This window comes from Neobacillus sp. PVCKKU3 (assembly GCF_058323225.1).
Genome location: NZ_JBLVQN010000031.1, coordinates 53,536 through 76,758, shown reverse-complemented (window position 1 = coordinate 76,758; position 23,223 = coordinate 53,536). Strand labels below are relative to the sequence as shown.

The 23,223-nt window shown below is 41.1% G+C and carries 31 protein-coding genes and 1 other annotated feature; of the genes, 18 read left to right on the top strand and 13 right to left on the bottom strand.

Features of this window, described 5'->3' with window-relative positions; translation table 11 throughout:
• The first annotated feature begins 92 nt into the window (after positions 1-92).
• Positions 93-593, top strand: coding sequence for a GNAT family N-acetyltransferase (locus ACNQGS_RS19815; protein ID WP_491488861.1), 501 nt, complete (start codon positions 93-95; stop codon positions 591-593).
• Between the two features lie 22 nt (positions 594-615).
• On the opposite strand, the gene ACNQGS_RS19810 is transcribed toward ACNQGS_RS19815, so the two are convergent.
• The 6 genes from ACNQGS_RS19810 to ACNQGS_RS19785 all read right to left on the bottom strand — a co-directional run bounded on the left by ACNQGS_RS19810 (position 616) and on the right by ACNQGS_RS19785 (position 3,404).
• Positions 616-738, bottom strand: coding sequence for a hypothetical protein (locus ACNQGS_RS19810; RefSeq protein ID WP_491488860.1), 123 nt, complete (start codon positions 736-738; stop codon positions 616-618).
• A gap of 23 nt (positions 739-761) precedes the next feature.
• A complete protein-coding gene (locus ACNQGS_RS19805) occupies positions 762-995 on the bottom strand; it encodes a hypothetical protein (RefSeq protein ID WP_491488859.1) in 234 nt (77 codons plus the stop codon).
• A 709-nt stretch (positions 996-1,704) separates the two neighbouring features.
• Positions 1,705-2,409: a Type 1 glutamine amidotransferase-like domain-containing protein gene (locus ACNQGS_RS19800; protein ID WP_491488858.1), complete on the bottom strand. Its 705-nt coding sequence runs from the start codon at positions 2,407-2,409 to the stop codon at positions 1,705-1,707.
• Positions 2,410-2,452: 43 nt separating this feature from the next.
• Entirely contained in the window at positions 2,453-2,857 is a 405-nt protein-coding gene (locus ACNQGS_RS19795) for a hypothetical protein (RefSeq protein ID WP_491488857.1), read from the bottom strand.
• Positions 2,858-2,880: 23 nt separating this feature from the next.
• Positions 2,881-3,057, bottom strand: a complete 177-nt coding sequence (locus ACNQGS_RS19790) for an amino acid transporter (RefSeq protein WP_491488856.1) — start codon at positions 3,055-3,057, stop codon at positions 2,881-2,883.
• Complete coding sequence (locus tag ACNQGS_RS19785; RefSeq protein ID WP_491488855.1) at positions 3,057-3,404, bottom strand: hypothetical protein; 348 nt, start codon at positions 3,402-3,404, stop codon at positions 3,057-3,059. The genes ACNQGS_RS19790 and ACNQGS_RS19785 overlap by 1 nt, the downstream gene beginning before the upstream one ends.
• A gap of 382 nt (positions 3,405-3,786) precedes the next feature.
• Here ACNQGS_RS19785 and ACNQGS_RS19780 point away from each other — a divergent pair, with 382 nt between their 5' ends.
• The 4 genes from ACNQGS_RS19780 to ACNQGS_RS19765 all read left to right on the top strand — a co-directional run bounded on the left by ACNQGS_RS19780 (position 3,787) and on the right by ACNQGS_RS19765 (position 7,148).
• On the top strand, positions 3,787-5,028 hold the full coding sequence (locus tag ACNQGS_RS19780; protein WP_491488854.1) for an MFS transporter: 1,242 nt from the start codon (positions 3,787-3,789) through the stop codon (positions 5,026-5,028).
• A gap of 79 nt (positions 5,029-5,107) precedes the next feature.
• A complete protein-coding gene (locus tag ACNQGS_RS19775) occupies positions 5,108-5,647 on the top strand; it encodes an HD domain-containing protein (RefSeq protein ID WP_491488853.1) in 540 nt (179 codons plus the stop codon).
• Between the two features lie 440 nt (positions 5,648-6,087).
• Positions 6,088-6,591: a GNAT family N-acetyltransferase gene (locus tag ACNQGS_RS19770; RefSeq protein ID WP_491488852.1), complete on the top strand. Its 504-nt coding sequence runs from the start codon at positions 6,088-6,090 to the stop codon at positions 6,589-6,591.
• Positions 6,592-6,596: 5 nt separating this feature from the next.
• A complete protein-coding gene (locus ACNQGS_RS19765) occupies positions 6,597-7,148 on the top strand; it encodes a GNAT family N-acetyltransferase (RefSeq protein WP_491488851.1) in 552 nt (183 codons plus the stop codon).
• A gap of 116 nt (positions 7,149-7,264) precedes the next feature.
• Here ACNQGS_RS19765 and ACNQGS_RS19760 read toward each other — a convergent pair whose 3' ends face one another.
• Complete coding sequence (locus ACNQGS_RS19760; RefSeq protein WP_491488850.1) at positions 7,265-7,474, bottom strand: hypothetical protein; 210 nt, start codon at positions 7,472-7,474, stop codon at positions 7,265-7,267.
• Between the two features lie 182 nt (positions 7,475-7,656).
• Here ACNQGS_RS19760 and ACNQGS_RS19755 point away from each other — a divergent pair, with 182 nt between their 5' ends.
• The 3 genes from ACNQGS_RS19755 to ACNQGS_RS19745 all read left to right on the top strand — a co-directional run bounded on the left by ACNQGS_RS19755 (position 7,657) and on the right by ACNQGS_RS19745 (position 9,262).
• Entirely contained in the window at positions 7,657-8,109 is a 453-nt protein-coding gene (locus tag ACNQGS_RS19755; RefSeq protein ID WP_491488849.1) for a DUF2269 family protein, read from the top strand.
• A 58-nt stretch (positions 8,110-8,167) separates the two neighbouring features.
• Positions 8,168-8,875, top strand: coding sequence for a polysaccharide deacetylase family protein (locus tag ACNQGS_RS19750; RefSeq protein ID WP_491488848.1), 708 nt, complete (start codon positions 8,168-8,170; stop codon positions 8,873-8,875).
• A 228-nt stretch (positions 8,876-9,103) separates the two neighbouring features.
• Positions 9,104-9,262 (top strand): VOC family protein, encoded by a 159-nt coding sequence (locus tag ACNQGS_RS19745; protein WP_491488847.1) that lies wholly within the window; start codon positions 9,104-9,106, stop codon positions 9,260-9,262.
• A gap of 39 nt (positions 9,263-9,301) precedes the next feature.
• Here the strand turns inward: ACNQGS_RS19745 and ACNQGS_RS19740 are convergent, their stop codons facing one another.
• Entirely contained in the window at positions 9,302-9,547 is a 246-nt protein-coding gene (locus ACNQGS_RS19740) for a hypothetical protein (RefSeq protein WP_491488846.1), read from the bottom strand.
• Between the two features lie 368 nt (positions 9,548-9,915).
• Between ACNQGS_RS19740 and ACNQGS_RS19735 the strand changes: the two genes are divergently transcribed.
• Positions 9,916-10,695: an MBL fold metallo-hydrolase gene (locus tag ACNQGS_RS19735; RefSeq protein ID WP_491488845.1), complete on the top strand. Its 780-nt coding sequence runs from the start codon at positions 9,916-9,918 to the stop codon at positions 10,693-10,695.
• A gap of 22 nt (positions 10,696-10,717) precedes the next feature.
• The gene (locus ACNQGS_RS19730) at positions 10,718-11,470 is read left to right on the top strand and encodes an MBL fold metallo-hydrolase (RefSeq protein WP_491488844.1); all 753 of its coding nucleotides are present in this window, start codon (positions 10,718-10,720) and stop codon (positions 11,468-11,470) included.
• Positions 11,471-11,509: 39 nt separating this feature from the next.
• Here the strand turns inward: ACNQGS_RS19730 and ACNQGS_RS19725 are convergent, their stop codons facing one another.
• Positions 11,510-11,848 carry a cupin domain-containing protein gene (locus ACNQGS_RS19725; RefSeq protein WP_491488843.1) on the bottom strand — a complete coding sequence of 113 codons (339 nt, stop codon included), beginning with the start codon at positions 11,846-11,848 and terminating at the stop codon, positions 11,510-11,512.
• A gap of 133 nt (positions 11,849-11,981) precedes the next feature.
• Between ACNQGS_RS19725 and ACNQGS_RS19720 the strand changes: the two genes are divergently transcribed.
• The 4 genes from ACNQGS_RS19720 to ACNQGS_RS19705 all read left to right on the top strand — a co-directional run bounded on the left by ACNQGS_RS19720 (position 11,982) and on the right by ACNQGS_RS19705 (position 14,579).
• Positions 11,982-12,836: a LysR family transcriptional regulator gene (locus tag ACNQGS_RS19720; protein ID WP_491488842.1), complete on the top strand. Its 855-nt coding sequence runs from the start codon at positions 11,982-11,984 to the stop codon at positions 12,834-12,836.
• Between the two features lie 9 nt (positions 12,837-12,845).
• Positions 12,846-13,472 (top strand): pyridoxamine 5'-phosphate oxidase family protein, encoded by a 627-nt coding sequence (locus ACNQGS_RS19715; RefSeq protein ID WP_491488865.1) that lies wholly within the window; start codon positions 12,846-12,848, stop codon positions 13,470-13,472.
• A gap of 247 nt (positions 13,473-13,719) precedes the next feature.
• Positions 13,720-14,160 (top strand): NUDIX domain-containing protein, encoded by a 441-nt coding sequence (locus tag ACNQGS_RS19710; protein ID WP_491488841.1) that lies wholly within the window; start codon positions 13,720-13,722, stop codon positions 14,158-14,160.
• Positions 14,161-14,195: 35 nt separating this feature from the next.
• A complete protein-coding gene (locus tag ACNQGS_RS19705; protein WP_491488840.1) occupies positions 14,196-14,579 on the top strand; it encodes a MazG nucleotide pyrophosphohydrolase domain-containing protein in 384 nt (127 codons plus the stop codon).
• Between the two features lie 40 nt (positions 14,580-14,619).
• Here ACNQGS_RS19705 and ACNQGS_RS19700 read toward each other — a convergent pair whose 3' ends face one another.
• Together ACNQGS_RS19700 and ACNQGS_RS19695 are read right to left on the bottom strand one after the other, a co-directional pair.
• Complete coding sequence (locus tag ACNQGS_RS19700; protein WP_491488839.1) at positions 14,620-15,039, bottom strand: YbaN family protein; 420 nt, start codon at positions 15,037-15,039, stop codon at positions 14,620-14,622.
• A complete protein-coding gene (locus ACNQGS_RS19695; protein ID WP_491488838.1) occupies positions 15,039-15,794 on the bottom strand; it encodes an alpha/beta hydrolase in 756 nt (251 codons plus the stop codon). Before ACNQGS_RS19695 ends, ACNQGS_RS19700 begins: the two co-directional genes overlap by 1 nt.
• Before the next feature lie 172 nt (positions 15,795-15,966).
• Here ACNQGS_RS19695 and ACNQGS_RS19690 point away from each other — a divergent pair, with 172 nt between their 5' ends.
• From ACNQGS_RS19690 to ACNQGS_RS19680, 3 genes are all read left to right on the top strand, one after another.
• Positions 15,967-16,950: an alpha/beta fold hydrolase gene (locus ACNQGS_RS19690; RefSeq protein WP_491488837.1), complete on the top strand. Its 984-nt coding sequence runs from the start codon at positions 15,967-15,969 to the stop codon at positions 16,948-16,950.
• A 266-nt stretch (positions 16,951-17,216) separates the two neighbouring features.
• Positions 17,217-18,464 carry a cation:dicarboxylate symporter family transporter gene (locus ACNQGS_RS19685; protein WP_491488836.1) on the top strand — a complete coding sequence of 416 codons (1,248 nt, stop codon included), beginning with the start codon at positions 17,217-17,219 and terminating at the stop codon, positions 18,462-18,464.
• Positions 18,465-19,189: 725 nt separating this feature from the next.
• On the top strand, positions 19,190-19,600 hold the full coding sequence (locus tag ACNQGS_RS19680) for a hypothetical protein (protein WP_213146421.1): 411 nt from the start codon (positions 19,190-19,192) through the stop codon (positions 19,598-19,600).
• Between the two features lie 118 nt (positions 19,601-19,718).
• Here the strand turns inward: ACNQGS_RS19680 and ACNQGS_RS19675 are convergent, their stop codons facing one another.
• The gene (locus tag ACNQGS_RS19675; protein WP_491488835.1) at positions 19,719-19,811 is read right to left on the bottom strand and encodes a YjcZ family sporulation protein; all 93 of its coding nucleotides are present in this window, start codon (positions 19,809-19,811) and stop codon (positions 19,719-19,721) included.
• A gap of 184 nt (positions 19,812-19,995) precedes the next feature.
• On the opposite strand from ACNQGS_RS19675, the gene murG reads away from it, so the two are divergent.
• Positions 19,996-21,060: an undecaprenyldiphospho-muramoylpentapeptide beta-N-acetylglucosaminyltransferase gene (murG, locus tag ACNQGS_RS19670; RefSeq protein WP_491488834.1), complete on the top strand. Its 1,065-nt coding sequence runs from the start codon at positions 19,996-19,998 to the stop codon at positions 21,058-21,060.
• 43 nt (positions 21,061-21,103) lie between these two features.
• On the opposite strand, the gene metG is transcribed toward murG, so the two are convergent.
• The gene (gene metG / locus ACNQGS_RS19665) at positions 21,104-22,738 is read right to left on the bottom strand and encodes a methionine--tRNA ligase (protein ID WP_491488833.1); all 1,635 of its coding nucleotides are present in this window, start codon (positions 22,736-22,738) and stop codon (positions 21,104-21,106) included.
• 59 nt (positions 22,739-22,797) lie between these two features.
• Positions 22,798-23,070 (bottom strand) — a binding site (T-box leader).
• Between the last annotated feature and the right edge of the window lie 153 nt (positions 23,071-23,223).

The following is a 23,223-nucleotide window of genomic DNA, read 5'->3' as shown; positions in this document are numbered from 1 at the left end:
TATTACGTATAGGATGGGGACATTGGAAGGGAATTATGTTAGTAATTCTGTGGAAGTAAAGGATGTAGTCCGTTTTAATGAGAGGTATGTCAATGATTATTAGAGAGGTAGAACTTACCGATGCTGAAAATTTTACTGGTCTTATTCAACAGGTTGAAGCCGAATCGGAATATATGCTGATGGAACCGGGCGAAAGAAAAGCTACACCTGAGCAGCAACGGCAAAGAATCGAATCAATGAAAAAAAGCGGAAATTCGGCCATTTTTGTAGCAGAAGACGGCGGGGGTTTGGTTGGTTATATGTTCGCGATAGGCGGAACGGTGAGAAGAAACAAACACTCCGTTTATGTTGTGATTGGGATTTTGAAGGAATACCAGGGACTAGGTATTGGGACTAACTTGTTTAAAAAGCTTGATGAATGGGCTATTGAACACAAGATTCATCGATTGGAATTAACAGTGGTAACCCGGAACGAAGCAGGGATAGCCTTATATAAGAAAATGGGTTTTGAGATTGAAGGAACCAAAAAACATTCCCTGCTAATGGCAGGTGAGTTTGTTGATGAATATTATATGGCCAAGCTGATTCAGTGAATGATGAAAGGGAAGACGCCGTTTATAGGCGGTCGTCCTCCCATGCGCGGTCGTAATCCTTTATGTCATCGGTTTTTAAAGTTTTATCGTCTCGGTTTTGCATATTCCCCTGTGCAGCCTGGCGTTTTTTATTTTGTCTTTTCAAATCAAGTGCCTCCAGGTTTGAGATTAATCAAAGAATCCTAAAGCATATTTCACTGCTTCATGAATATCGTTTGTTTCGTATGCTACCATGTCTTCATGGGAAATCTTCATTTTTACACTTTCCAAATCAAAACCACTGTCCAAATCCATCTCAAGAAGAACCTCATATCCTTCAGGCCCAACGCTCGACTCGATAATATTAAAAGTCCGAATCGCGGACCCTGTTTCATAATCCTTTGCGTCCAAACTATCTGCCATAAAAAACACCTCGTTTTTTGCATTCTTGGCTACAAATTTAGAGTTCCAATCGCAGTTCGTATGTATTCATTTCAAATTCTGGAGTAATTAATTGCATAGTATGGGAAGATAATAAAAAGGGAGCTTTTGCTATTAATGAAAGGGCTCATAACGCCCGAAGCGTAAAAAGAGTCGCTGCTTAGGTCGTTATGAAAGGCCGCATAACGCCCGAAGCGTAAAAAGAGCCACTGCTTAGGTCGTTATGAAAGGCTGCATAACGCCCGAAGTGTAGAAAGAGTCGCAGCTCAGGTCGTTATGAAAGGCTCATAACACCCGAAGAATAGAAAGAGTCGCAGCTCAGGTCGTTATAAAAGGCTCATAAAGCCCGAAGAGTAGAAAGAGTTGCAGCTCAGGTCGTTATAAAAGGCTCATAACACCCGAAGTATAGATAGAATCGCTACCCAGGTCGTTATGAAAACCTTCATAACGACCGAAGAGTAGAAAGAGTCGTTGCCCAGGTAGTTATGAAAGGCTCATAAAGCCCGAAGTATAGATAGAATCGCTACCCAGGTCGTTATGAAAGCTCATAAAGCCCGAAGTATAGATAGAATCGCTACCCAGGTCGTTATGAAAACCTTCATAACGACCGAAGAGTAGAAGAAGTAGCCGCCCAGGTCGTTATGAAGGGCTCCTAACGCTGGAAGCCATCAAAGATTACGCCTCCCAAGTGTTATAACAGACCATTACCCAAATACTCCGTCCTAAGCTCCGTCTCAATAACCTTATTATCAAAAGAAAGGGAGTAAGCCTTTGCAGTCGGCCTGGAACTAACAATTTTATGAACATCCTGATCAATGAAATGAATCGCCACCCCATCATCTGCGGCAATCCCGCCTCCAAGTGCTCCTGCACCCACAAGACGATGGTAGGCCGGCCGTCTGTCCTCCTCACCATCATAATGCGGGCAATTGCTGCCTTTCAAAAATCCTAAAGCTTTAATCGGTTCAAGGCCGCTGCCAAAGGAGTCGGTAACCCCTTCTTCAAACCAGCAAATTGAGCCGGCGCTGATTCCAGCCAGAATGATTCCCTGATTCCACGCCTTCCTCAAGATCTCATCCAAGCCCCATTCTTTCCAAAGCACTAATAAGTTTTTGGTATTCCCACCACCGACATAAATGATGTCTTTTTCTAAAACAAAGCTTTCCAAATCTCTAGTTGGAGGTCTAAACAACGATAGATGAGATGGTTCACAAGGTATTTTTTCAAAAAAACGATAAAAATCGCTGACATAACTGTCCGAATCCCCGCTGGCCGTCGGGACAAAACAGATTTTTGGGTTGGTTTTCTTAGATTGTTGCAGGATATATGTATCTAATAACGGGTTCTCCGGTTCCATCGAGAAACCGCCGCCACCCAGCGTGATAATTTGCTTCATTCGTTTCAGTCCTTTCCCATTTATTGACACCATTATACCATTCCTATTTTTCTTTTAAACTATCTAACAAAAGGTAGCCAAAAATAACCCCAGCGATGGCCATAATCGTAGGGTTTGATCCGAAATTCCAAAATCCCCTAAAAAATGAAGGTACAAAATACCACGCAGCAAAGGGCCCTGTTGCTATAAAAAGTGCAGGTAAACCGATAAGAATTAGTTTCCCCCAATCTACTGCCCAGCGTTTCTTTTCGCGAATTTCAATTACCAGCTTTGGCAGCCGGAGCAAGCCTCCCACAAAAATAGGAAACAGCACACTAAAGATTAAATTGGGCATTACCCTAAAATACATACTTTGGTATTCCCTTAACTGAGTCTGAATCACTGATCCAACGAGAAGGACCAGAATGAGAATGGATGACCAAATAAGATTTTTCAACCATCTTTGCATTTCATCACCTCATTTTTCTAAAACTACCTCAGCACATTCAAAATAATTAACAACAATATTCCTAAAGCAAAAAAACTGATAAAGAAGTATCCAAAATACCTTAATGGTTTCGGCAGCTTTCTTAAATTCCCATTCGCAGCATTGCCTTCGATTTTATCATAGTGGTCTATGACATCATTGAATGGTTTATTTTTTGTCATCAAGCGTCACCTCTTTGAATTTGTTTTCTTTTTCTAAACATGATAATCGCTGACACTAATAATAGAAAAGGTGAAATGATCAACCATTTAAATAAACTGGGGGAGCCTGCCAAATACAAAGTTAATGGGAAGGACCAGATAGCACATAATAGTAATAAGACAGGTTTTAAAGAGCGGCTTGCGTAAAGGGCTATGAACATCGGAAGAAAATACATTAGTGAAAAGGAAATGAAGACATCTTCTTCTGGAGGACCCCCAACATAGGGATTATTAAATAAAAAATAGCAGCAGTAAAGAAACCCTCCCAAAGAACCGAGCACGCCCAAACGTCTTGCTGTTTTCAACACAATCACCCCCTCATCATTTTATATTCGGATTTGGACCGAAAAAACCTTTTTTTTCCGAAACATTCGATTTAACCAATATATGAAAATAGCTTCAGGGCTTTGGTCAGATTTGGGGTGTTTATAATTTACCACAAATTAACATACTTTTGCTTGAAACTCAAAAACAAATCCAGTAAAATGAGAATTACTCAAATTCGGAAGGGTGACCTGAAGCCAATGAATAACTAATCCTATTTTTAGAAATAATTCGTAATAACGAACATTATTCTGGATAGGATTGGTATAGGCTTTTTTATAAAAGGTATGTGGTACCCTGTTGTACTAGGACTTTTTTGCGCCTGTTTTTCCTCCTGTCCAGTTAATCGGATAAGGAGGTTTTTTTATGGAAAAAACAAATTCGGATATGACGATAGGAGCATTGTTTCGAAATCAAGTCATTCGGACGATTTTGCTTTCGACGTTTTTCCTGCAAATCGGGATCTGGGTCCGAAATTACTCCATTTTGCTATTTGTGGTGGAGAAAACCAATGAAAACGCAGTGGCCGTTTCTCTCATTTCGGTAGCTGAATTTGCCCCAATCTTTCTGTTTTCCTTTATTGGGGGAACATTTGCCGATCGTTGGCGACCAAAAAAGACGATGATTTGGTGTGACTTTCTAAGTGCCATTTCGATCTTTGTTGTGCTGTTGGCACTTGTTTTTGGAAGCTGGAAAGCTATATTCTTTGCGACTCTCGTATCCTCGATTCTTTCCCAGTTTTCACAGCCGTCAGGAATGAAGCTGTTCAAACTGCATGTAAGGGAAGAACTCATTCAAATGGGGATGTCAATCTACCAAACCCTATTTGCACTGTTTATGATTCTTGGCCCGGTGATTGGGACGTTTGTGTATCAGCATTACGGAATTGATGTCGCGATTGCCATAATGGGTGTTGCCTTTTTGCTGTCGGCGGGAATTCTATTTTTACTTCCAGCCGATTATGAGATAGAGGAGAAGGCCGAAAAAACAACCATCACGCAGGAAATGAAAGCAGGGTTCAGTTACGTTTTGAACAGCCGTCCATTGACGATGCTTGGCGGATGTTTCGCAGCGGCCGGGTTGGCGCTGGGACTGACGCAGCCGCTGGCAGTATTTCTTGTCACAGAAAAGCTCGGCCTGCCAAAAGAGCAGCTTCAGTGGTTGATGGCGGCATTTGGAGCAGGGATGATTTTAGGTGGCGGCCTAACTGTTGGTTTGGCCAAAAAGACCCCGCCGCAGATTTTGCTGGCACTAGGAATGGCCATCAACGCAATTGTCTTTATGTTACTGGGATTATCCGAATTTTACTGGCTTACCTTAGCAGTCCAATTTCTCGCCGGTTTATTCATGCCATGCATTCATATTGGTATCAATACGATGATTCTGAAAAATACAGATGCCGACTTTATCGGCAGGGTAAACGGAATTTTGAATCCGATGTTCATGGGAACGATGGTCATTACCATGACCGCAAGCGGCTGGCTGAAGGAAAAGTTTTCGCTTGTGGCGATGTATGAAACGACTGCGCTATTATTTATCATCGGGGTGTTATTCCTAGTTCCGCTTTTTAAAGGGTCTGCTGTTTTGAAAAAAAGTGAAGAGGCTTAATTTTTTAAGAGGAGCTTTTATAAAGGCTCCTTTTCTTATGGTAAAATATTCATATTAAGTATGAGGGAGGGCTTCAGACATGGATGTAATTGAAAAAGCACTTCAAATTGCCAGTAAAGCGCATCAGCGCCAGTATCGGAAAGGAACGGACATCCCATATATCGTACATCCGGTTGCCGTAGGAATGCTGTTGATGAAGGCGGGTTATCGCGATGAAGTCGTAGCAGCGGGAATTCTACATGATACTGATGAAGATACCGATTATAAACTAAATGACATTAAACGTGACTTTGGTGAAGAGATCGCTGAAATCGTGGCAGGCTGTTCCGAGCCTGATAAGTCACTTTCTTGGGAAGAGCGGAAGGAACACACGATCGAATTTTTGAAAACCGCCTCTAGCGATATCCGTGCGGTAGCCTGTGCCGATAAACTTCATAATATCCGGTCAATCATTAAAGATTATGAGCAGGATGGCAATGAGGTCTGGCAAAGGTTTAACCGAGGCAAGGAGCAGCAGGAGTGGTATTATACCAACTTGGTCGAGAGCCTCAGACACCAGGGGGCGTTTAGTTTGGTAGACGAACTAGAGAAAGAGGTAATCAGGTTGTTTAAGCGTTAGAATTTTTGAAGGGCCGAAATATTTAGTCATCTAGCTTTACAGTAGGGAATGAAGGACATTTGGAACGAGGGGCGGTATGAATTTGGTCTTCATCAAGCCAATGAAGGACAATTTGAACCAAGGCCCCCATGAATTTGGTTTTCATCAAGCCAATGAAGGACAATTTGAACCAAGGCCCCCATGAATTTGGTTTTCATCAAGCCAATGAAGGACATTGTGAACCAAGAACCCTATGGATTTGGTCTTCATCAAGTTTATGAAGGACATTTTGAACCAAGAATCCCATAGATTTGGTCTTCATTAAGCTTATGAAGGACATTTTGAACCGATACCCACCCGATTATGTCCTTAATCAAAAAACGGGGGGGGCACATATAATCCATCCAATAGACAAACTAAGACCCCAGAGCAACCCGAAAATTTTAACAAGGGAGATATGTATGGAAATAAGACTACTAAACTCAAACGATGCCGAAAGCTATTGGCAGCTAAGATTAGAAGCCTTGCAGCAAAATCCGGAGGCCTTTTTAACAAGCTATGAAGATGCCATCAAAAGAGAAAACCCAGTGGAACAAACCGCACGAAATCTCTCCGCAGAAGGAACCTACACTTTCGGAGCATTCAATAACCAAGAACTCATTGGGGTCGTCACCCTAATGCACGAGAAACCAAGCAAAATCCGTCACAAGGCCAACATTTTTGCAATGTACGTGACACCTCATCAACGAGTATCCGGTGTAGGCAGTGCTTTACTTTCCTCCGCTATTGAAAAAGCAAAATCAATCGAAACGATTGAAAAAATAAATTTAACTGTAACAGCTAGTAATGAAAAAGCGAAGAAGCTCTATGCCAAGCATGGTTTTAAAGTATTCGGATACGAAGAAAAGGCGTTAATAGTGAATGGCGAATATTTCGATGAGGAGTATATGGTTTTACATCTATAACTAAAATGGGAGGGGACATAGTGCTCAAAAGCAAAAACATTTACATAAGACCATTTACTGAAGACGATGCAGCATCCCTGCTCAAATCGCAAATAGAGAATCGCCAATTTTTCGAAAAGTTCTCCTATGAGCGCACCAACGAGTTTTACACAATCGAGGCACAGCAAAACAGAATCAAAGAGTTTGCAAAGGATTGGCAAACTGACCAGGCGTATACCTTCGGAATTTTTACAATGGATGACGCTTTAATCGGCACAATTAATCTCTTCCAAGTTCTCCGCGGTTCTCTCCAAAGCGCCTTCATTGGTTACTTTTTGGATCAAAAGCACAACGGGAAAGGCTATACTACTGAGGCTGCAAAGCTCCTGGTGCAGTTTGCGTTTAACGAATTACAATTACACCGCATCGAAGCCGGAGTCATGCCGCATAATATCGGCTCCATCCGGGTGCTGGAAAAGGCAGGCTTCCATAAGGAAGGAATCGCCATCAAGAATGTCAAAATCAATGGAAAATGGGAAAACCATCAGGTGCTGGCGATCATAAACCCAAATGATTAGAACATCAGGTGCAGGTGATTATCTCCCAAATGATTAGACCAAAAAACCGGCTAGCCTTTACAAAGGGCTATTCCGGTTTTTGCTCAAGGGCTTGTCTTTTCAAATACCCATAATCACTAGATCCAAAAAAATTTCTTAAAATCATCAAAAAAATCATGATGATGATGCTTATCTTTCTCTTCTTCTTTAACAACAATTACTTTATTAGCACGAATGACGACTTGGTCGGCATCAATAACGATTCTTCCGCGTTTGTCACGGTGATGCCTCGTTAAGCCCTCAACTTCAATCTCTATTTTTTCGCCATCTCTCCATCCACTATACACTTAAAAACCCTCCTTTCTACCATTATTTATTAAAATATGCTTGTACAGAAAAAAGGCTTGGACAAACATTCTTTTTTAAAACTGTATCGGTTTAAATCTACAAAAATATGTAACAAACCTCATTATATTAATAATCTTGTTTATGATAAAATTGTCCTGTAGAGAATGGAGGGTAGCTGACGATGACTTTCTACAAGGCTCTAGTTTTCATACACATTTTTTCTGCCATTATCGGGATGGGTCCAGGGTTTATTTTAACAACGGTTGTTAAATCAGGAAAAACAATGACCGAATTGCGCCATTCCTATGCAATCCGTAATAAGTTACATATCTATGTCATGATTGGCGGTACGCTATTACTGGTCACAGGCTTAGGTCTTGGCCTATTCAATACAGCACTGTTCCGTCAAGGATGGTATCTTATAAGTCTTATACTCTTTTTGGCGGCACTCGCAATCGGCCCAATCGTTTTATCGCCTAGGTCCAAACCCATTAAGGCGATGCTGGAGTCCCATAAAGGAGATGACATTCCAGAAGAGTACTGGCGGTTATCTAAAGAGCTTTTCTTTTATGAAAACTTGGAAAATGTTATTTTTATCATTATCATTGCCCTTATGATACTTAAACCTTTTTAGGGAAAAATTAGAGTGCAAGGCCGAGTCGGTTTTGCACTTTGTCGTTTAGGAGTGTTTTATGAAAAAGAAACTGGCCTATACAGGCGCTGGAATCCTGCTAGTTTTTCTACTATTATTGGGTACATATAAATTAATGAATTCACGAACCTTCCAGTTATTTGGGGACCTCACCTATAAGGTAGATACAAATCAGAAGCTTGTAGCGTTGACGTTTGACGATGGCCCTTCGAAAAATATACCGGAGCTTCTGCCGTTATTAAAGAAATACAACGCGAAGGCAACCTTTTTCCTAATCGGCAGCGATATTGAGAAAAATCGTGAGGAAGCGAAAGGATTAGCAGCGGCTGGACACCAGCTTGGCAACCATACCTATTCCCACGAGCGAATGATTTTTAAATCACCTGCTTTTATTCGAGCTGAAATTGAAAAAACAGATCGGTTAATACGTGAAGCAGGGTATAAAGGTGAAATTGATGTGCGGCCGCCGAACGGAAAGAAACTTGTCGGTCTGCCTTATTATTTAAGCAAACATGATAGAGATACGATTACCTGGGGCCTGGAGCCGGACAGCTATTACACAGCCGCCCGCGATAAAGTGGATTACATAAATAAAAACATAGAACCAGGGTCCATCATCCTGCTTCATCCCTGGTACGGCGGATCTGCCGAAGAACTAAAGGCGGTGGAGGGGATCTTACAATCCTTGACAGACAAAGGCTACAAATTTGTCACTGTAAATGAACTGCAAGAGTCGGCAAGGAAGTAATTTTATTTGGAGGAATTTATTATGAAAAGTGCCAATCCATATGTTTTTATTGATAATTGCCTGACAGTGATGGAGTATTATAAGGATTTATTTGGCGGTGAAATCACAAACATTTAACAAACAGACGATGGCAAATGCCTGCATGCTGAACTTCATTTAGGCGACAGCATCATCCACTTCTCGGACACCTTTAGCAAAGTTCATGCCGGTGATAATGTTAGAATCACATTGGAATGTGAAAATGAAGAGGAAATTAGAAAGGTGTACGATTCCCTTAGCACAGACGGAAGGGTCACCTTTGAGCTTCAGGAAACGTTCTGGGGCGCACTCCATGCTAATCTGGTCGATCGCTTTGAAATTGGCTGGCTGCTAAATTATCAAAAATAATAATTAAAAAAATGCTTTCCTAAGCGGGTAAAGCATTTTTTATTGTTTTTTAATCCTCCAATAAAGGACAATAGCAACCGGAAGGATAAGCGGGATGATGATAAAAAAAGAAAATGTCCAAATCGTGCTTAATACTAAGATAGCGTCACTGCATCCGTTTGTTCCGCATTCTGTGGTGCGCAGACCTTTTTCAGAAATAGACGAAAAATAACCAATCAGCCGTACTCCGAACAGGAAAAACCAAATCATGATAATAGCTATTACTAATAAAATGTTTTTTTTCAAAACGATGCCTCCTAAGAAAACCTCACTCTATCATTTTGTTCCAAAAATGAAGCAAAGATTCTCTCTTTTTGCCGTATTAAGCTTATTAATTCTCTAGAATTTGAATAATAGAATCATCTTCACCCTGTTTAACAGAAACCTCCCACGTATTGGAATCGGGGTTGAAATGGACAGACTTTATCACAGGAATTTCCTTTTACTATTAGATTGATGGGGCAGGGCATTTGTTTCTATTAAAAAACTTAAATTATCCGTCCCATAAGTGAGCAGCCAATAATCAAAGGTTATAACCCTATAACAGATTTGTATTTTTTCCAGACAATGGAATGGTGTAGCATAGAGTTATAAAGATATAGGGGGTTACTTTTATGGAATTAAAAAAACTGTCGTGGGCAACTGTAGTAATGGAATCAAATGGAACTTCAATCCTTATTGATCCACTTGGGGAGCCGATTAAGGGGCAGGACCGGCCGCTCGCCGCGAAATTAGGGGAACCATTAGAGCCACTAGTTTCACTTAGAACCATCAAAAGGCCAAATGCTATTTTGGTTACCCATTTCCATCCAGATCATTTTGATTATCAATCAGTCTTGGATAGCTTTGGTGACGCTGTTCCTCTTTATCTTCCAAAGGAATCTGAGAGCTATGCCGCTAAATGTGGATTTAAAAACGTAACCGGGGTTAGTCCAAATGAGGATTTTATCGTAAACCATGTAAAAGTTTCTGCCTCCTATTCAGTGGATGGGTTTGGTTCCCCGCAGGTTTCTTGGATTGTAAATGATGGCGTCCATACGATTGTCCACTGCGGGGATACGCAGTGGCATGGATTTTGGTGGCGGATGGAGCAGCAATACGGGCCAATCCATGCTGCATGCCTTCCAGTAAACGGCCCGATGCTCCATGTTACTGGTTTGAAAACACAAAGCAGTTTGCCGGCATGCTTGACCCCTGAAGAGGCAGTTGAAGCAGCGAAAATATTAAATGCAGATTACCTGGTTCCAATTCATTATGGAACCTTCAATAATCCTCCTTTTTATATCGAAACCGAAAATGTGGAAGAAAGGTTAATTAAACGAGGCAATGAACTAGATGTTACTATAAAAATTTTACGTCCAAATGATCTACTTGGTGACACGATAAAACAATAAAAACAAAACAGGAGTGATATCTATGGAAATTCAATTAATCAGACATGCAACACTTAAAATCAGCATGAATCAATATCATTTCTTAGTGGACCCGATGTTCAGTATTAAAGGAGAGATGGACCCGGTAGCGAACGCGGCCAATACTTTCAAAAATCCGTTAGTAGAATTACCGTTCCCCATTGAAAACGTTCTTGAAGATATTGATGCGGTCATACTGACTCATTCCCATCGCGACCACTTTGATGATGCCGCGATCAAAACCATACCGAAGGATTTAAAGATTTTTTGCCAGCCCGAAGATGAAGAAAAGCTGCGTGGGTTGGGTTTTTCAAACGTTACAAAAATTAAGGAAGAAGAAAGCTGGAACGGGATCCGCTTAACTAGAACGGGAGGTCAGCATGGAACCGGAGAACTGGGTAAGCAGATGGGACCAGTTTCAGGTTTCATCATCGAGGCTTCTGGTGAACCTTCCCTGTATATTGCCGGGGACACCATTTGGTGCGATGAAGTTCGGGAGGCCATATCGGAGCGCTCTCCTGAAATCATCATCTTAAATGGCGGGGAGGCGCAGTTTTTAACAGGGGATCCGATTACGATGGGAATAAAGGATATCGAAAGAGTAAGTGTAGAAGCCTCCTCCTCCAAAATTATTGTCGTTCACATGGAGTCGTGGAATCATTGCTTATTGAGCAGGGAAGAGTTGCGGGGATATATTGCCAAAAATGGTTTAAATAATGTCACGGTCCCTTCTAATGGAGAGGTTTTTGAATTCTAATCGTGAAGTCACGAGTGAACCGACTCGTGACTTCTATTTTTACAATGGAATTCTGTCTCCACGGCTAGTGGGCTGGGATGTGACTAGAAATTCAATATCGCTGTCTGTCTCATTGAAAATTTGATGAGGGACCATCGGCGGCACTTCGTATCCTACCTTTTCTTCCAGAACGACTCTTTCACCATCAACTTCAAGAATGGCTGTTCCGGACAAGATAAAAAAGAATTGCCGTGCATGAACATGGTAATGCCTTTCTTCGGCAGTATGAGGTGGCATTCGTTCCTGGATGATACTTAGATTTGTATTCTTCACCAGATGCCAGCCGTCACACTGTTGTCCCCATATGTAGTGTTCCGCGTTAGACTTGCTTCTTTTCATTTTTTCGCCTCAATTACACCATTATTTTTACATCCATTATACTACCTATTATCAGACAGATAGTTTGCTAATTTCCGAAGTTTATCTTAAATGGTAAAATGTTCAAAAGGGCTTTAAAAAGGATGAGCGCTATATGAATATTGATTACTTTCGAAGTTTTGTAGAAACGGTAAATCAAAAAAGTCTTTCCAAGGCAAGTGAGCGTCTTAATATCTCGCAGCCGGCATTAAGCAAGCAAATCCGTAAATTAGAAGACTATTTTGAAGCACCATTATTAGTGCGGTCCACTTCAGGAGTCGTTCTAACTGAGGCAGGGGAGTTAGTTTACAAAAAGCTGCCGCAAATCCTGAGCGAACTTTCTACTCTCCAAAATGACCTTAACAAACTGAAGGATATTCGAAGCTATACGATTGGGACCTTGCCAAGTTTAGCCGGCAATTATATCCCTTCCCGAATCTTAAAATTGAAGGAGAAAGGGATTCATGTGGAGGTTGTTATAAAGAATGCCTCTCAAGAAGTATTTGAACTCCTAAAAAATGGGGAAATCGATGCCGCCATCATTGAAGAAATGCCGGTCAATAAAACTTATTGGCAAAAGGAAATTTTTGATGAGCCTTTATATGCTATCCTGCGTACTTCTCATAAACTTTCTGGAAAACAGTCCGTTCTAATTGAAGAGATTAGTGACGAGGAATTTGTATTGTATCCTTCGTTCTGTACGATTAGGGAAAGTGTCAGCAGGATGTTCCGTGAACAGGAGAAAGAACTTAAGATTATTAGAGAGATAGATTTTGGTGATTTTTTAATTGGATATGTTGCAGCCGGGTCTGGGATTACCGTGGTACCAGAAATGAGTATCAAGAATCTGGGGAACTCATTTGTAAAAGCCATACCATTAAACCACTCCTTAGCCAAACGGAAAATATCGCTGATTGCAAATTCGAACACAACTGGAAAGGCACTATATCCATTTTTTAAAAAACTTTAAGGGGATGAAATTTTGTTTAAAGATATTATTGAAACTGAGGCAGAACTGCGGTCATTGCTGGGATCACCAAGTGAACTGGCTTCCAAAAAGGTCATTCACCATTTAGACCATCATTGCTTGGAATTTCTTTCAAAATCGCCGTTTTTAGTAATGTCGACAGCTGACGAGCAGGGGTTTTGTGATGTTTCTCCAAGGGGAGACCAGCCCGGATTTGTCCTAGTGTTAAATGAAAAACAACTCATCATACCGGAACGACCAGGCAACAAAAGAGTAGATTCTTTGCGTAATATTTTATCCAATCCCCGAGTTGGTCTGCAGTTTTTCATACCGGGGCTGGGAGAGACACTAAGGGTAAATGGGAAAGCTTGTATAGTCAGAGATGAAGAACTGCTTGAGAAGATGGCGGTTGGCGGCCGGAAGCCCCTATTAGGGATTGGGGTGGAAGTAGAAGAGTGTTTTATTCACTGCGCAAAAGCTCTTAAACGCTCAGGTTTATGGGCTCCGGATTCCTGGCTTGAAAAAGAAATGCTGCCATCCGCCGCAAAAATCCTGTTTGAACACGCTAAGCTACCCGATTCCAGTGTCGACACCATTCAAAAAAGTCTTGAGGAGAGCTATACTAAGAGGATGTATTGATTAAATTAGGGATACGACCTGAGGAAAAGAATGCTGTGCAAAAGAGGAGAACTGTCCGAAGAGAGAGGTCCTACGGACAAAACTACTAGGAAAAAGAAGAAAAATGTCCGCAGACAGTGGTCCTACGGACAATACCGCTAATAAAAGGAAAAAAATGTCCGTAGGGAAGCTCCTAAGGAAGAGCCGCTGGCTACTGATAAGATTTAAATCAACATACATTTATTTATGTAAAAGGAAGTTACCAAAAATGAAGCATTACGTAGTCGGCTTTGCATTTAATCACACAATGGATCGCGTCTTAATGTTAAAAAGAAACAAACCGCCTTACCAATATCTTTATAATGGTGTAGGTGGAAAAATAGAACTTGACGAGGATCCGCACCATGCCATGTTTCGGGAACTCCAGGAAGAAACGGGATTAAAACAGTCTGATATTCAAACATTCAGTCACCTAACCACGCTGGAATTCAAGTCAGGAGTAAAACTATCTGTTTACTACTTCCAATTGAACCGAAACATCGACCCGTATCTTACAAAGAGAACAATGGATGAGGGCACATTAGAATGGCTGCATATAGAAGAAGACCATTTGCTGGACGCCTCCAACCCGAAGATGGCCGGAGACGGAAATATAGCATATTTCATTCAATTTGCCCAAAACGTACATAAAGGAATTGCCTCTTTTTAAAGACAATAGAAAAAACTAATTGGAGGAAAACAGCCATGAAAGAAATCCAAGAATTCGCCAAACAATTCCATAGGGAAATGAACTGGGAAATCAGCAATGACAGCTTTGAGGAAGCCCGGGCATCCCTTTTAAATAATTACATGCTGCTGACTACAGAAGTGGCCGAGGTCGCTGAGGAACTCCGTAAAGCCTTCAACATGACAAGAACTCTAGTCCATGAAGGCATGGAGGAAGAGAAGGCCTTCGAAATGTCTAAGGATTTTGTAAAAGAAGACATTGGCAAGGAATTAGCTGACTGTCTCGCCTATATGCTCAAATTTTATAATTATTTCGGCCTCGACCTTGAGGAAACCTTTTACGCCAAAATGGAAGAGGTCAAGAACCGGCGTAACAAGGATGTCGTGCCCATAAAAAAATAAAAGACAGGGTGCATCCCTGTCTTTTTGTACGTCAAAAGCCCTAATCGGCCCTTACGGTTTTTATTTTAAAAATAAAATAATAGTATTTATAAATGACAATTAACACCAGAACGCCTTTCACAATATAGCTCGGATGCAAAATAAGAGGTATCGCAATCATGGCATCCGCAAACAACAAAATCGATAGCTTCTGCTTTAGGGTCATCGACCGTTCCCGGACGAAGGTTTCTAAATGGCGTTTGTAGAGGTTTGTCCCTTTAAACCAGCGCTCAAACCGTGCTGACCCTTTCATGAAGCAAAAGGATGCCAAGAGCAGCAAAGGTGTCGTTGGCACAACAGGTAAAACAATCCCGATAATCCCCAAGCCAAGCGAAATAAAGCCAATCACTATGAAAATAAACTTAATAATACGGTTTTGACTAATCATTGTCCTCGAACCTAAACTTAGTTTTTCCTTCATTATACCCTATCAGAAAATAGGTAAGCTAGAATCTCCGGCATTCTCTCCCGGAAAAAACGATAATGGTGTTCGGCCTCTTCCACACTTACAAAGCGTGTATCGCCAATCTGGCTGCTCAAAAGGTCATAGACCTGCATGGCAAGGCCAAAAAACAGCTTGCTTGCTTCTGGGTCATCCGGCACTTCCTTCGTTCCGATATCCATGTAAAACTTCTCAATTCCCGATAAATCACTGTGTTTAATAAATTCCTCCAAGGCTTCTTGGTTCCGATAAAAGCCCGGCGACAGTACGGCGATTTTTTTGAATACCTGCGGATAACAGCAGGCTGCATAAGTGGAAATAATCGCGCCTAATGAGATACCCGCCATCGCTGTCTCATTCTCGAGCGTCCGAAATTTTCGGTCGATGTATGGCTTTAACTCATGGACGATAAAATCCAAATAGTCCTCTCCTTTCCCGCCTGAAAGGCTCTCATATCCTAATATTTCCTTGCTTATCTGTCCTTGCTTCCACGGGCAGTACTCGTTGATCCGCTCTTCACCTGAGGTGTTTAGGTCAATCCCAACTACAATCAGCTCAAGGTCCGATTCATCCAAGTATTTTTTCAATCCTAAAGAAGTGCCATTAATCGCACCTTCATCTTCAAACACATTTTGCCCGTCGTGCATATAGAGAACGGGATACCGTTTCAGTCCGTCCTGATAGGATTCTGGCAAATAAACACGAATCATTCTATCTTGCTGAAATGATGTCATATAAAGGGTGAATTTTTCCAACACAATGAACCACTTCCAATCATGCAATCTCCTAAACTTAAATTTATCATAAACACCAATTTTTGCCTAAATTTTTATATAAAAAGAAGATAACAGGATTTATAATATGGTTGAATGTGGAAAAAATTCCAGACTATTGGAGTGGTGCGAAATGCTCGCGAGGAAAACGAAAAAGATACAGAGCCAAACGGAATCCATTGCATCATTGGAAGAGGTGATGATTGGCGGCAGAAAGCAATGGGTCCTATTCAGAGGGGAAAATGTTGACCAGCCTATTATGCTGTTTTTGCACGGCGGACCGGGCACAGCGCAAATTGGATTCGCTCCCAAATTTCAAAAGGACCTTGAAAAGGAGTTCCTAATCGTCAATTGGGACCAAAGAGGGGCAGGATTATCTTACTCTCCTGATGTCCGAAAAGAGGAACTAACTGTTGAAACCATTTTAAGCGACACTATTCAATTAATCGAATATCTCCTCAAGCGTTTCAAAAAGGAAAAGCTGATCCTCGTAGGACATTCGTGGGGAACAGTCCTTGGCATATTGGCTGTTCAGAAGTGTCCGCAATATATCTCCAGCTACATCGGCATCGGCCAGGTGGCCGACATGCGTGCGGGGGAAAAGCTATCATATGACTATACCGTAAAAAAGGCCCGTGAACAAAAAAACGAAAAAGCCCTAAAGGAACTCGAGAGGCTCGTCTATAATCCAGCTGACATGGATTATTTAAATGTCCAAAGGAAATGGCTGACAAAGTTCGGCGGGTCCTATATCGGCATAAATGAATTTAATCTTATTTATTCAAATATGCTGTTCGCCAATGAATACACGCTGAGGGACTGGTTTTCCTACATAAAGGCAGGAAAGTTTTGTTTGGAGACCATGTGGGAAGAACTTTTGGCCATAGATTTCATAACGAATGCGGCGAAGCTGGAGGTGCCGGTTTACATTTTTGCCGGCAGGCAGGATTATCAAACACCATCGCAGCTAGCTAAGCAATACTTTGATGTACTGCAATGCCCGCAGAAGGAATTCGTTTGGTTTGAAAACTCGGCTCATCTGCTGAATTTTGAAGAGCCAGGAAAATTTTATCAGGAATGTATAAAAATTAAACAAAGGCTGTCAAAAATAAACTGAAAAGAACTCTGGCAACAGAGTTCTTTTTTGTGTTATAGTTCAATTTACATAGTTGGTTGATATTGTGAAATAATTATATTTTCAAAATAGTACAAATGATTTAGATAAAAATGGTATCACTTTGCCATTGATTTAAATACAATTTAAAAATAAAATTATATTAGGCGATGAAATTGTGATTATCTTCATTTATTTTTTGAAAGAAAAGAGGGGAAAATAAAAATTCCTCTATGCAGATTTAATTTCAACAAGGAGAGGTGCATGTTATGAAAAGAATTAGCTTGGCTTGGCAAATCTTCATTGGTTTAGTGCTTGGTATTATTGTTGGTGCCATTTTCTATGGAAACCCGCATATTGCCGATTATTTACAGCCAATTGGAAACGTTTTTATTCGGTTAATTAAAATGATTGTCGTACCAATTGTGGTTTCGAGTATCATAGTAGGGGTTGCCGGTACCGGTGATATGAAATCTTTAGGGAAACTCGGCGGCAAAACGCTGCTATATTTTGAAATCATTACGACAATTGCCATTGTTGTTGGTCTTTTGGCTGGTAACATCTTTCATCCAGGGACTGGCGTTGACCGTTCTCACTTAACGAAAACTGACATTAACACGTATGTGGAAACAGCGAAAACAACAGAAACCCATTCAATGGCTGATACTTTTGTCAATATTGTTCCGACCAATATCATGCAGTCATTAGCGAACGGTGATATGTTAGCGATCATCTTCTTCTCTGTCATGTTCGGATTGGGCGTTGCCGCTATTGGGGAAAAAGGAACCCCGATAATTAATTTCTTCAAGGGAACAGCTGATGCTATGTTCTATGTGACCAATCAAATTATGAAGGTTGCTCCAATTGGTGTATTTGCCTTAATTGGTGTAACGGTTTCAAAATTTGGGTTATCTTCGCTAATTCCTTTAGGAAAATTGGTCATCGTTGTATACGGTGCTATGGCGTTCTTTATTTTAGTGGTCTTAGGATTAACAGCTAAACTAGTCGGTTTTAATATCTTTAAGCTATTGAAATATTTGAAAGACGAACTATTATTAGGTTATTCTACAGCAAGCTCGGAAACAGTTCTTCCGAAAATTATGGAAAAAATGGAGAAACTCGGCTGTCCAAAGGCGATTACCTCCTTCGTTATACCAACTGGCTATTCTTTTAATCTCGATGGTTCTACCTTGTACCAGGCTATTGCGGCGTTGTTTATTGCACAAATGTACGGAATCCATATGAGCATCGGCCACCAAATTACGTTGGTGCTTGTATTGATGATTACCTCTAAAGGGATTGCCGGAGTTCCAGGTGTATCATTCGTTGTTCTTCTAGCCACTTTAGGAACCGTAGGTATCCCAGTAGAAGGTCTTGCCTTCATCGCCGGGATTGACCGTATCCTTGACATGGCACGTACATGCGTCAATATTGTGGGTAACTCACTAGCTGCGATCGTCATCTCTAGATGGGAAGGCCATAAAATAGACGCAGAACCAAAAGAATTAGCAGCATAGTAATAAAAAGCAGATAGCAGGTGTCTGACCCAGAGGGTGTCAGACACCTTTTTTTATTGTGGCAAATTTAGAAAAGGCAGGTCTTATTTCATAGGATTCTGAGACGGGCCCCGCTTTATTTAGTAATTTAAAATAGTAAATGCGCCAAATCCCTTTCCATAAGTTGTACATATTTTAGTAGTATAAGGACAACCTTACGGGAGGTGGAACAAGTGCATAACCGCGAATACCGAAACCCATTTCGCTTTTGCGTATTCCCTGGCTACCGCTGGTGAGGACCAGGCTGTAGCGGGCCGGGAGCCCCGATTAATGATGTTGATGAATGCTGTCAGCGGCATGACTTTTGTTTAAGCAGAGGAATCGATCCATGCCAATGCGATTTTGAGTTTATGGCCTGCCTGAAACATAAAAGAAACAGGTATACGGATAAAGGGAGAAAGGCAGCCCTTATGTATGATTTTATGAAGCTTAAAACTGCATTCACGTGCGGTGAGCAGCGGATTGAATCAAGCGATTGATCCTTTCAAATTTTCTTTTTAAACATCAAGTATTCTCACCGTTAAACCACTTAGATAACCGCAAAAAATTTATTTTAATAGCATAATTTTCCCCCCATGAAATACATTCGTTGCGGCATTTTTCTGGCTCATTTATCCAATCATAAACCGCTTCTTTATTACCGAAAATAATAGCGGTCGCTTGAATATTGCAAAGGGGGAAACGGTGTGAAATGGCATAAGCGGATTCTTTCGATGATTCAGGAACGTCAGGATAAAAAGGTGGCCTTGGCAGTGGACACTTCCAGTAATGATGCCCCAACTATTCTCATCAATAACATAGTCAAACTGTTTGAAACAGTCAAACCCGATACGATTTTGGTTCAAGCAGATTTTAAAATAAGGAGCATTTCTCCGATAAAAAGTGACACCATTAAATGGTATTCTCATGGGAAATCCTCCTATACATTAGTTCTTGAGTGGGCAAAGGAAGAACAAATTGATACGCTGTTTTATATTACCGATGTTACCGGCTTTTTTTCTGAGGACTTAGAAAAGCTTGATTATGAAATGTTTTGGCTTGTACCAGGTGTATTCCTTCCTAGAGTGCCGTTTGGCAAAGCTATTAAAGTGGCCTAAAACCGTTAAAAAGACCAAATCACAGGTTTGGTCTTTATTTTAATAAAATAAAAAAAGAAGCGTGGTGGCTGCCACGCTTCAAAACGGTTGGAGGTTTAGGAGGGTTGTCCAAACTAAATTAGTATCTGCCGAAGTTTGTACCAACAATGATCAAAAGGATGAATAGAACGACAATCAACACAAAGCTGTTGCCATAGCCACCGCCGTACATACAACTCACCTCCTTTTTTATGAGGTACTACAATGTATTCAAAGGGGTTAATTTTTGAAAGGGACAAGTATGGAATTATACCGAAATATCTTTATTTGTTGAAAAAATAAAATTCTAAAAGATGGTATTGCCTTCAACAATTTCATATAATTATTCTATTATGCATTGATTGTAGGAGGCAGAAATGTCGAAAAAGACGATTGTTTTTACAGGCGGGGGTACCGCTGGCCATGTTACACCAAATCTCGCCATCATCAGCGAGATAAGGAAGGACTGGGATATTAAATATATTGGCTCCAAAAAGGGTATTGAAAAGGAATTAATCGAAAAAATCGGAGTCCCGTATTATGGAATAAGCAGCGGGAAATTGAGAAGGTATATTGATTTTGAAAATGTTAAGGATATCTTCCGGGTGTTAAAGGGCTGCCTGGAGGCAAGAAGGGTTTTGAAAAAATTAAAGCCCGATTTGGTGTTTTCGAAAGGTGGATTTGTGTCTGTTCCGGTCATTATTGCGGCTAGTTCTTTGAAAATCCCGATCTTTATCCATGAAAGTGATATGACTCCGGGTCTGGCGAATAAGATTTCCCAACGGTTCGCAAACAAAATCTTTACCTCCTTTGAAGAGACGGAAAAATATTTTCCAAAAGGTAAAGTGAAGGCGATTGGCTCACCAATAAGGAAGGAAATTTTAGCTGGGTCTGCGGAAAAGGGGAGAAGGTTCCTCAAGTTCCAAAGCGGCCGGCCGATTTTGACAATCATGGGCGGAAGCCTGGGGGCCCGGAAAATTAACGAGGCAGTGAGAGGTTCACTGAAACAGCTGACAGCGAAGTACCAAATTGTTCATTTGTGCGGAAAAGGAAACCTTGACCCCAGCCTTGAAGGTGTTCCAGGTTATAAACAATTTGAGTACATGCATGAGGAGCTCGCCGACGTTTTAGCGTCTACAGATCTTGTCATCACCCGTGGCGGCTCCAATGCCATCTTTGAATTTTTGGCCTTGGGAATCCCGATGCTGATTATTCCACTGGGACTGCAGCAAAGCAGGGGCGACCAAATTTTAAATGCAAAAGCTTTTGCGGAAAAGGGATTTTCACTCACTCTTGAAGAAGAACAACTAACCAGTGAATCACTTCTGGCACATTTAGATGAGATTGACCAAAAGAGCGGGGAAATCCGCATGACGATGAAGCAATCCCAGCAAGGGGAAGCACTGCAGACACTGGTGAAGGAAATCAACAAATATAAATAGTAGTTGGGCTTACAAACAAAAAAGCTAGCGTTGGCTAGCTTTTTTAATTGGATTGGGTAGTTAATTTTTCTAATTCCTCGTCAATGGCTTCTACGTCAATTCGTTCAAATAATGGCTTCACTTCGGTAATTTTGTCCGGGACAGAGTCAATTGGTGTCCATGTAAACTCAGACCGTCCAAACATCTGATTGACCTCAGTGCTAGAAAAGGGCAAAACAGGTGCCAATAATTGCGCTAGATTGATTATGACAATCGTACAATTAAAAATAGTTTGGTCACACTCGCTTTTATATTCAGCAATTTGTTTCCATGGCTTTTGTTCGTCAAAATATTTGTTGGTTAAGCGAACGAGATTGAAAACCTCTTCTAATGCCTGTTTGAAATGTCCGTTTTCAATAAGCTTGCCGACGGACTGATAGCCATTTTGGATTTTTGCGTGAATATTAGAATCAAGTGAGCCAGTAGGTACCCGTCCCTCGTAATACTTACTAATAAACTTCAACGTCCTATTCACCAAATTCCCATACCCACCAAGCAATTCCGAGTTATGGCTATAGATAAATTCCCTCCAGGAAAAATCAGTATCCCTGTTCTCAGGGGCATTTATGGTTAAAAAGTAACGAATCGAATCAGGGTGGTATTTTTCCAATATATCCGGCACCCAAACAGCCCAATTGCGGCTGGTTGAGATCTTTTTCTTTTCAAGCGTTAAATATTCATTCGAAACAATATGGTCAGGAAGCTTATTGTTTTGAATGCCTAGTAAAATCGCTGGCCAAATGATGCTATGAAAAGGAATATTATCTTTTCCGTGCACATAATAAGAAATGGCGTCCTCACTCCAAAATTTTGAATCATTTTTTCCGGAATCCAAGGCCCATTTTTTGCTGGCGGAATAATACCCCGAGACTGCCTCAATCCAAACATAGATTTTTTTCTCTTCATAGCCTTTTACGGGTACGCTGATTCCAACAGGTAAATCTCTGGAGACAGCCCGGTCCTGCAGTCCTTCGTTGATATATCTTTCTGTTAATTGGATAGCATTCTCCCGCCAGGCCGCATTCTTTTTAGCTCTGGAAACCAAGTTTGTGAGCGGTTCTTTGAATTTTGTTAATGAAAAATAGAAGTGCTCTGTTTGCCTAATGTCCGGAGTATTCCCGCATAGCTTACACTTTTTTTCTAATAGGTCGATTGGGTCCAGAATGGTGGAGCAATAATCACATTGGTCGCCGCGTGATGGCTGCCCGCAGTCGGGACAAATCCCCTCGACGTATCGGTCAGGAAGAAACTGCTCGCAGCTTTCACAATAGGTTTGCTCGATTTCCTTTTTGTAAATATACCCATTATTGATAAGGTCCAGAAAAATTTGCTGTACCGTTTTATGGTGATGCTCCGAGTCTGTTCTCGTGTAGCAATCGTATGAAAATCCCAGCCTTTTAAAGTTATCGTCGAACTCGTTATGATAGCGGTCGGCAATTTCCTTTGGGGAAAAGCCTTCCTGTTTTGCCCTGATGGCAATTGGTGTCCCGTTGCAGTCGCTTCCTGAAACATACAATACATTTTCTCCTCTTTGCCGATAATAACGGGCCAAAATATCGCCCGGCAAAAGGCTTGCGATATGACCGAGATGCAGCGATCCATTCGCATACGGCCAAGCTCCTCCAATAAATACATTCATTTTCAATACCCTCCTTTTTTTTGAAAAACAAAAAACCCCGCCCTTATCCATAGAAAATAGATAAGGACGGGGTTATATTAATATCCCGTGGTACCACCTTAATTTACTAATTGCTCACGCAATCAGTCTCTGCAAGTACGGAACGTTAATGTTCGATACTGTGGTTTTGATAACGAGTACCAACTCTCGCCGCAGCCTACTAGTTACAGGGTGTAACGTTCAGAACGGAGCTCAGAGGCCATTGTTCAAATGAGTCACTTTGCTTCTTTTCAGCTCCCGAAGCTCTCTGGTGAAAGTATCATCATTTTACTTTTCCTCTTCATCGCTCTTATATTGATGATATTGGATTTATTATAAAGGGGAAATTTTGTAAAATCAATAAAATATTGAAAAAAAGAGCCTATTATTGATGAGGAAAGTGGAGATTACGCCGTACAATGCTAATTGAACGGCAGGCGGTGGAATGGTATGGGGGACGTGAGGAA

Excerpts from the sequence above, each read along its gene's own strand:
- ACNQGS_RS19815 (WP_491488861.1), top strand. The coding sequence starts at position 93 with ATGATTATTAGAGAGGTAGAACTTACCGATGCTGAAAATTTTACTGGT.
- ACNQGS_RS19805 (WP_491488859.1), bottom strand. The coding sequence starts at position 995 with ATGGCAGATAGTTTGGACGCAAAGGATTATGAAACAGGGTCCGCGATT.
- ACNQGS_RS19800 (WP_491488858.1), bottom strand. The coding sequence starts at position 2,409 with ATGAAGCAAATTATCACGCTGGGTGGCGGCGGTTTCTCGATGGAACCG.
- ACNQGS_RS19795 (WP_491488857.1), bottom strand. The coding sequence starts at position 2,857 with ATGCAAAGATGGTTGAAAAATCTTATTTGGTCATCCATTCTCATTCTG.
- ACNQGS_RS19790 (WP_491488856.1), bottom strand. The coding sequence starts at position 3,057 with ATGACAAAAAATAAACCATTCAATGATGTCATAGACCACTATGATAAA.
- ACNQGS_RS19780 (WP_491488854.1), top strand. The coding sequence starts at position 3,787 with ATGGAAAAAACAAATTCGGATATGACGATAGGAGCATTGTTTCGAAAT.
- ACNQGS_RS19775 (WP_491488853.1), top strand. The coding sequence starts at position 5,108 with ATGGATGTAATTGAAAAAGCACTTCAAATTGCCAGTAAAGCGCATCAG.
- ACNQGS_RS19770 (WP_491488852.1), top strand. The coding sequence starts at position 6,088 with ATGGAAATAAGACTACTAAACTCAAACGATGCCGAAAGCTATTGGCAG.
- ACNQGS_RS19765 (WP_491488851.1), top strand. The coding sequence starts at position 6,597 with ATGGGAGGGGACATAGTGCTCAAAAGCAAAAACATTTACATAAGACCA.
- ACNQGS_RS19755 (WP_491488849.1), top strand. The coding sequence starts at position 7,657 with ATGACTTTCTACAAGGCTCTAGTTTTCATACACATTTTTTCTGCCATT.
- ACNQGS_RS19750 (WP_491488848.1), top strand. The coding sequence starts at position 8,168 with ATGAAAAAGAAACTGGCCTATACAGGCGCTGGAATCCTGCTAGTTTTT.
- ACNQGS_RS19735 (WP_491488845.1), top strand. The coding sequence starts at position 9,916 with ATGGAATTAAAAAAACTGTCGTGGGCAACTGTAGTAATGGAATCAAAT.
- ACNQGS_RS19730 (WP_491488844.1), top strand. The coding sequence starts at position 10,718 with ATGGAAATTCAATTAATCAGACATGCAACACTTAAAATCAGCATGAAT.
- ACNQGS_RS19725 (WP_491488843.1), bottom strand. The coding sequence starts at position 11,848 with ATGAAAAGAAGCAAGTCTAACGCGGAACACTACATATGGGGACAACAG.
- ACNQGS_RS19720 (WP_491488842.1), top strand. The coding sequence starts at position 11,982 with ATGAATATTGATTACTTTCGAAGTTTTGTAGAAACGGTAAATCAAAAA.
- ACNQGS_RS19710 (WP_491488841.1), top strand. The coding sequence starts at position 13,720 with ATGAAGCATTACGTAGTCGGCTTTGCATTTAATCACACAATGGATCGC.
- ACNQGS_RS19705 (WP_491488840.1), top strand. The coding sequence starts at position 14,196 with ATGAAAGAAATCCAAGAATTCGCCAAACAATTCCATAGGGAAATGAAC.
- ACNQGS_RS19700 (WP_491488839.1), bottom strand. The coding sequence starts at position 15,039 with ATGAAGGAAAAACTAAGTTTAGGTTCGAGGACAATGATTAGTCAAAAC.
- ACNQGS_RS19695 (WP_491488838.1), bottom strand. The coding sequence starts at position 15,794 with ATGACATCATTTCAGCAAGATAGAATGATTCGTGTTTATTTGCCAGAA.
- ACNQGS_RS19690 (WP_491488837.1), top strand. The coding sequence starts at position 15,967 with ATGCTCGCGAGGAAAACGAAAAAGATACAGAGCCAAACGGAATCCATT.
- ACNQGS_RS19685 (WP_491488836.1), top strand. The coding sequence starts at position 17,217 with ATGAAAAGAATTAGCTTGGCTTGGCAAATCTTCATTGGTTTAGTGCTT.
- ACNQGS_RS19675 (WP_491488835.1), bottom strand. The coding sequence starts at position 19,811 with ATGTACGGCGGTGGCTATGGCAACAGCTTTGTGTTGATTGTCGTTCTA.
- murG (WP_491488834.1), top strand. The coding sequence starts at position 19,996 with ATGTCGAAAAAGACGATTGTTTTTACAGGCGGGGGTACCGCTGGCCAT.
- metG (WP_491488833.1), bottom strand. The coding sequence starts at position 22,738 with ATGAATGTATTTATTGGAGGAGCTTGGCCGTATGCGAATGGATCGCTG.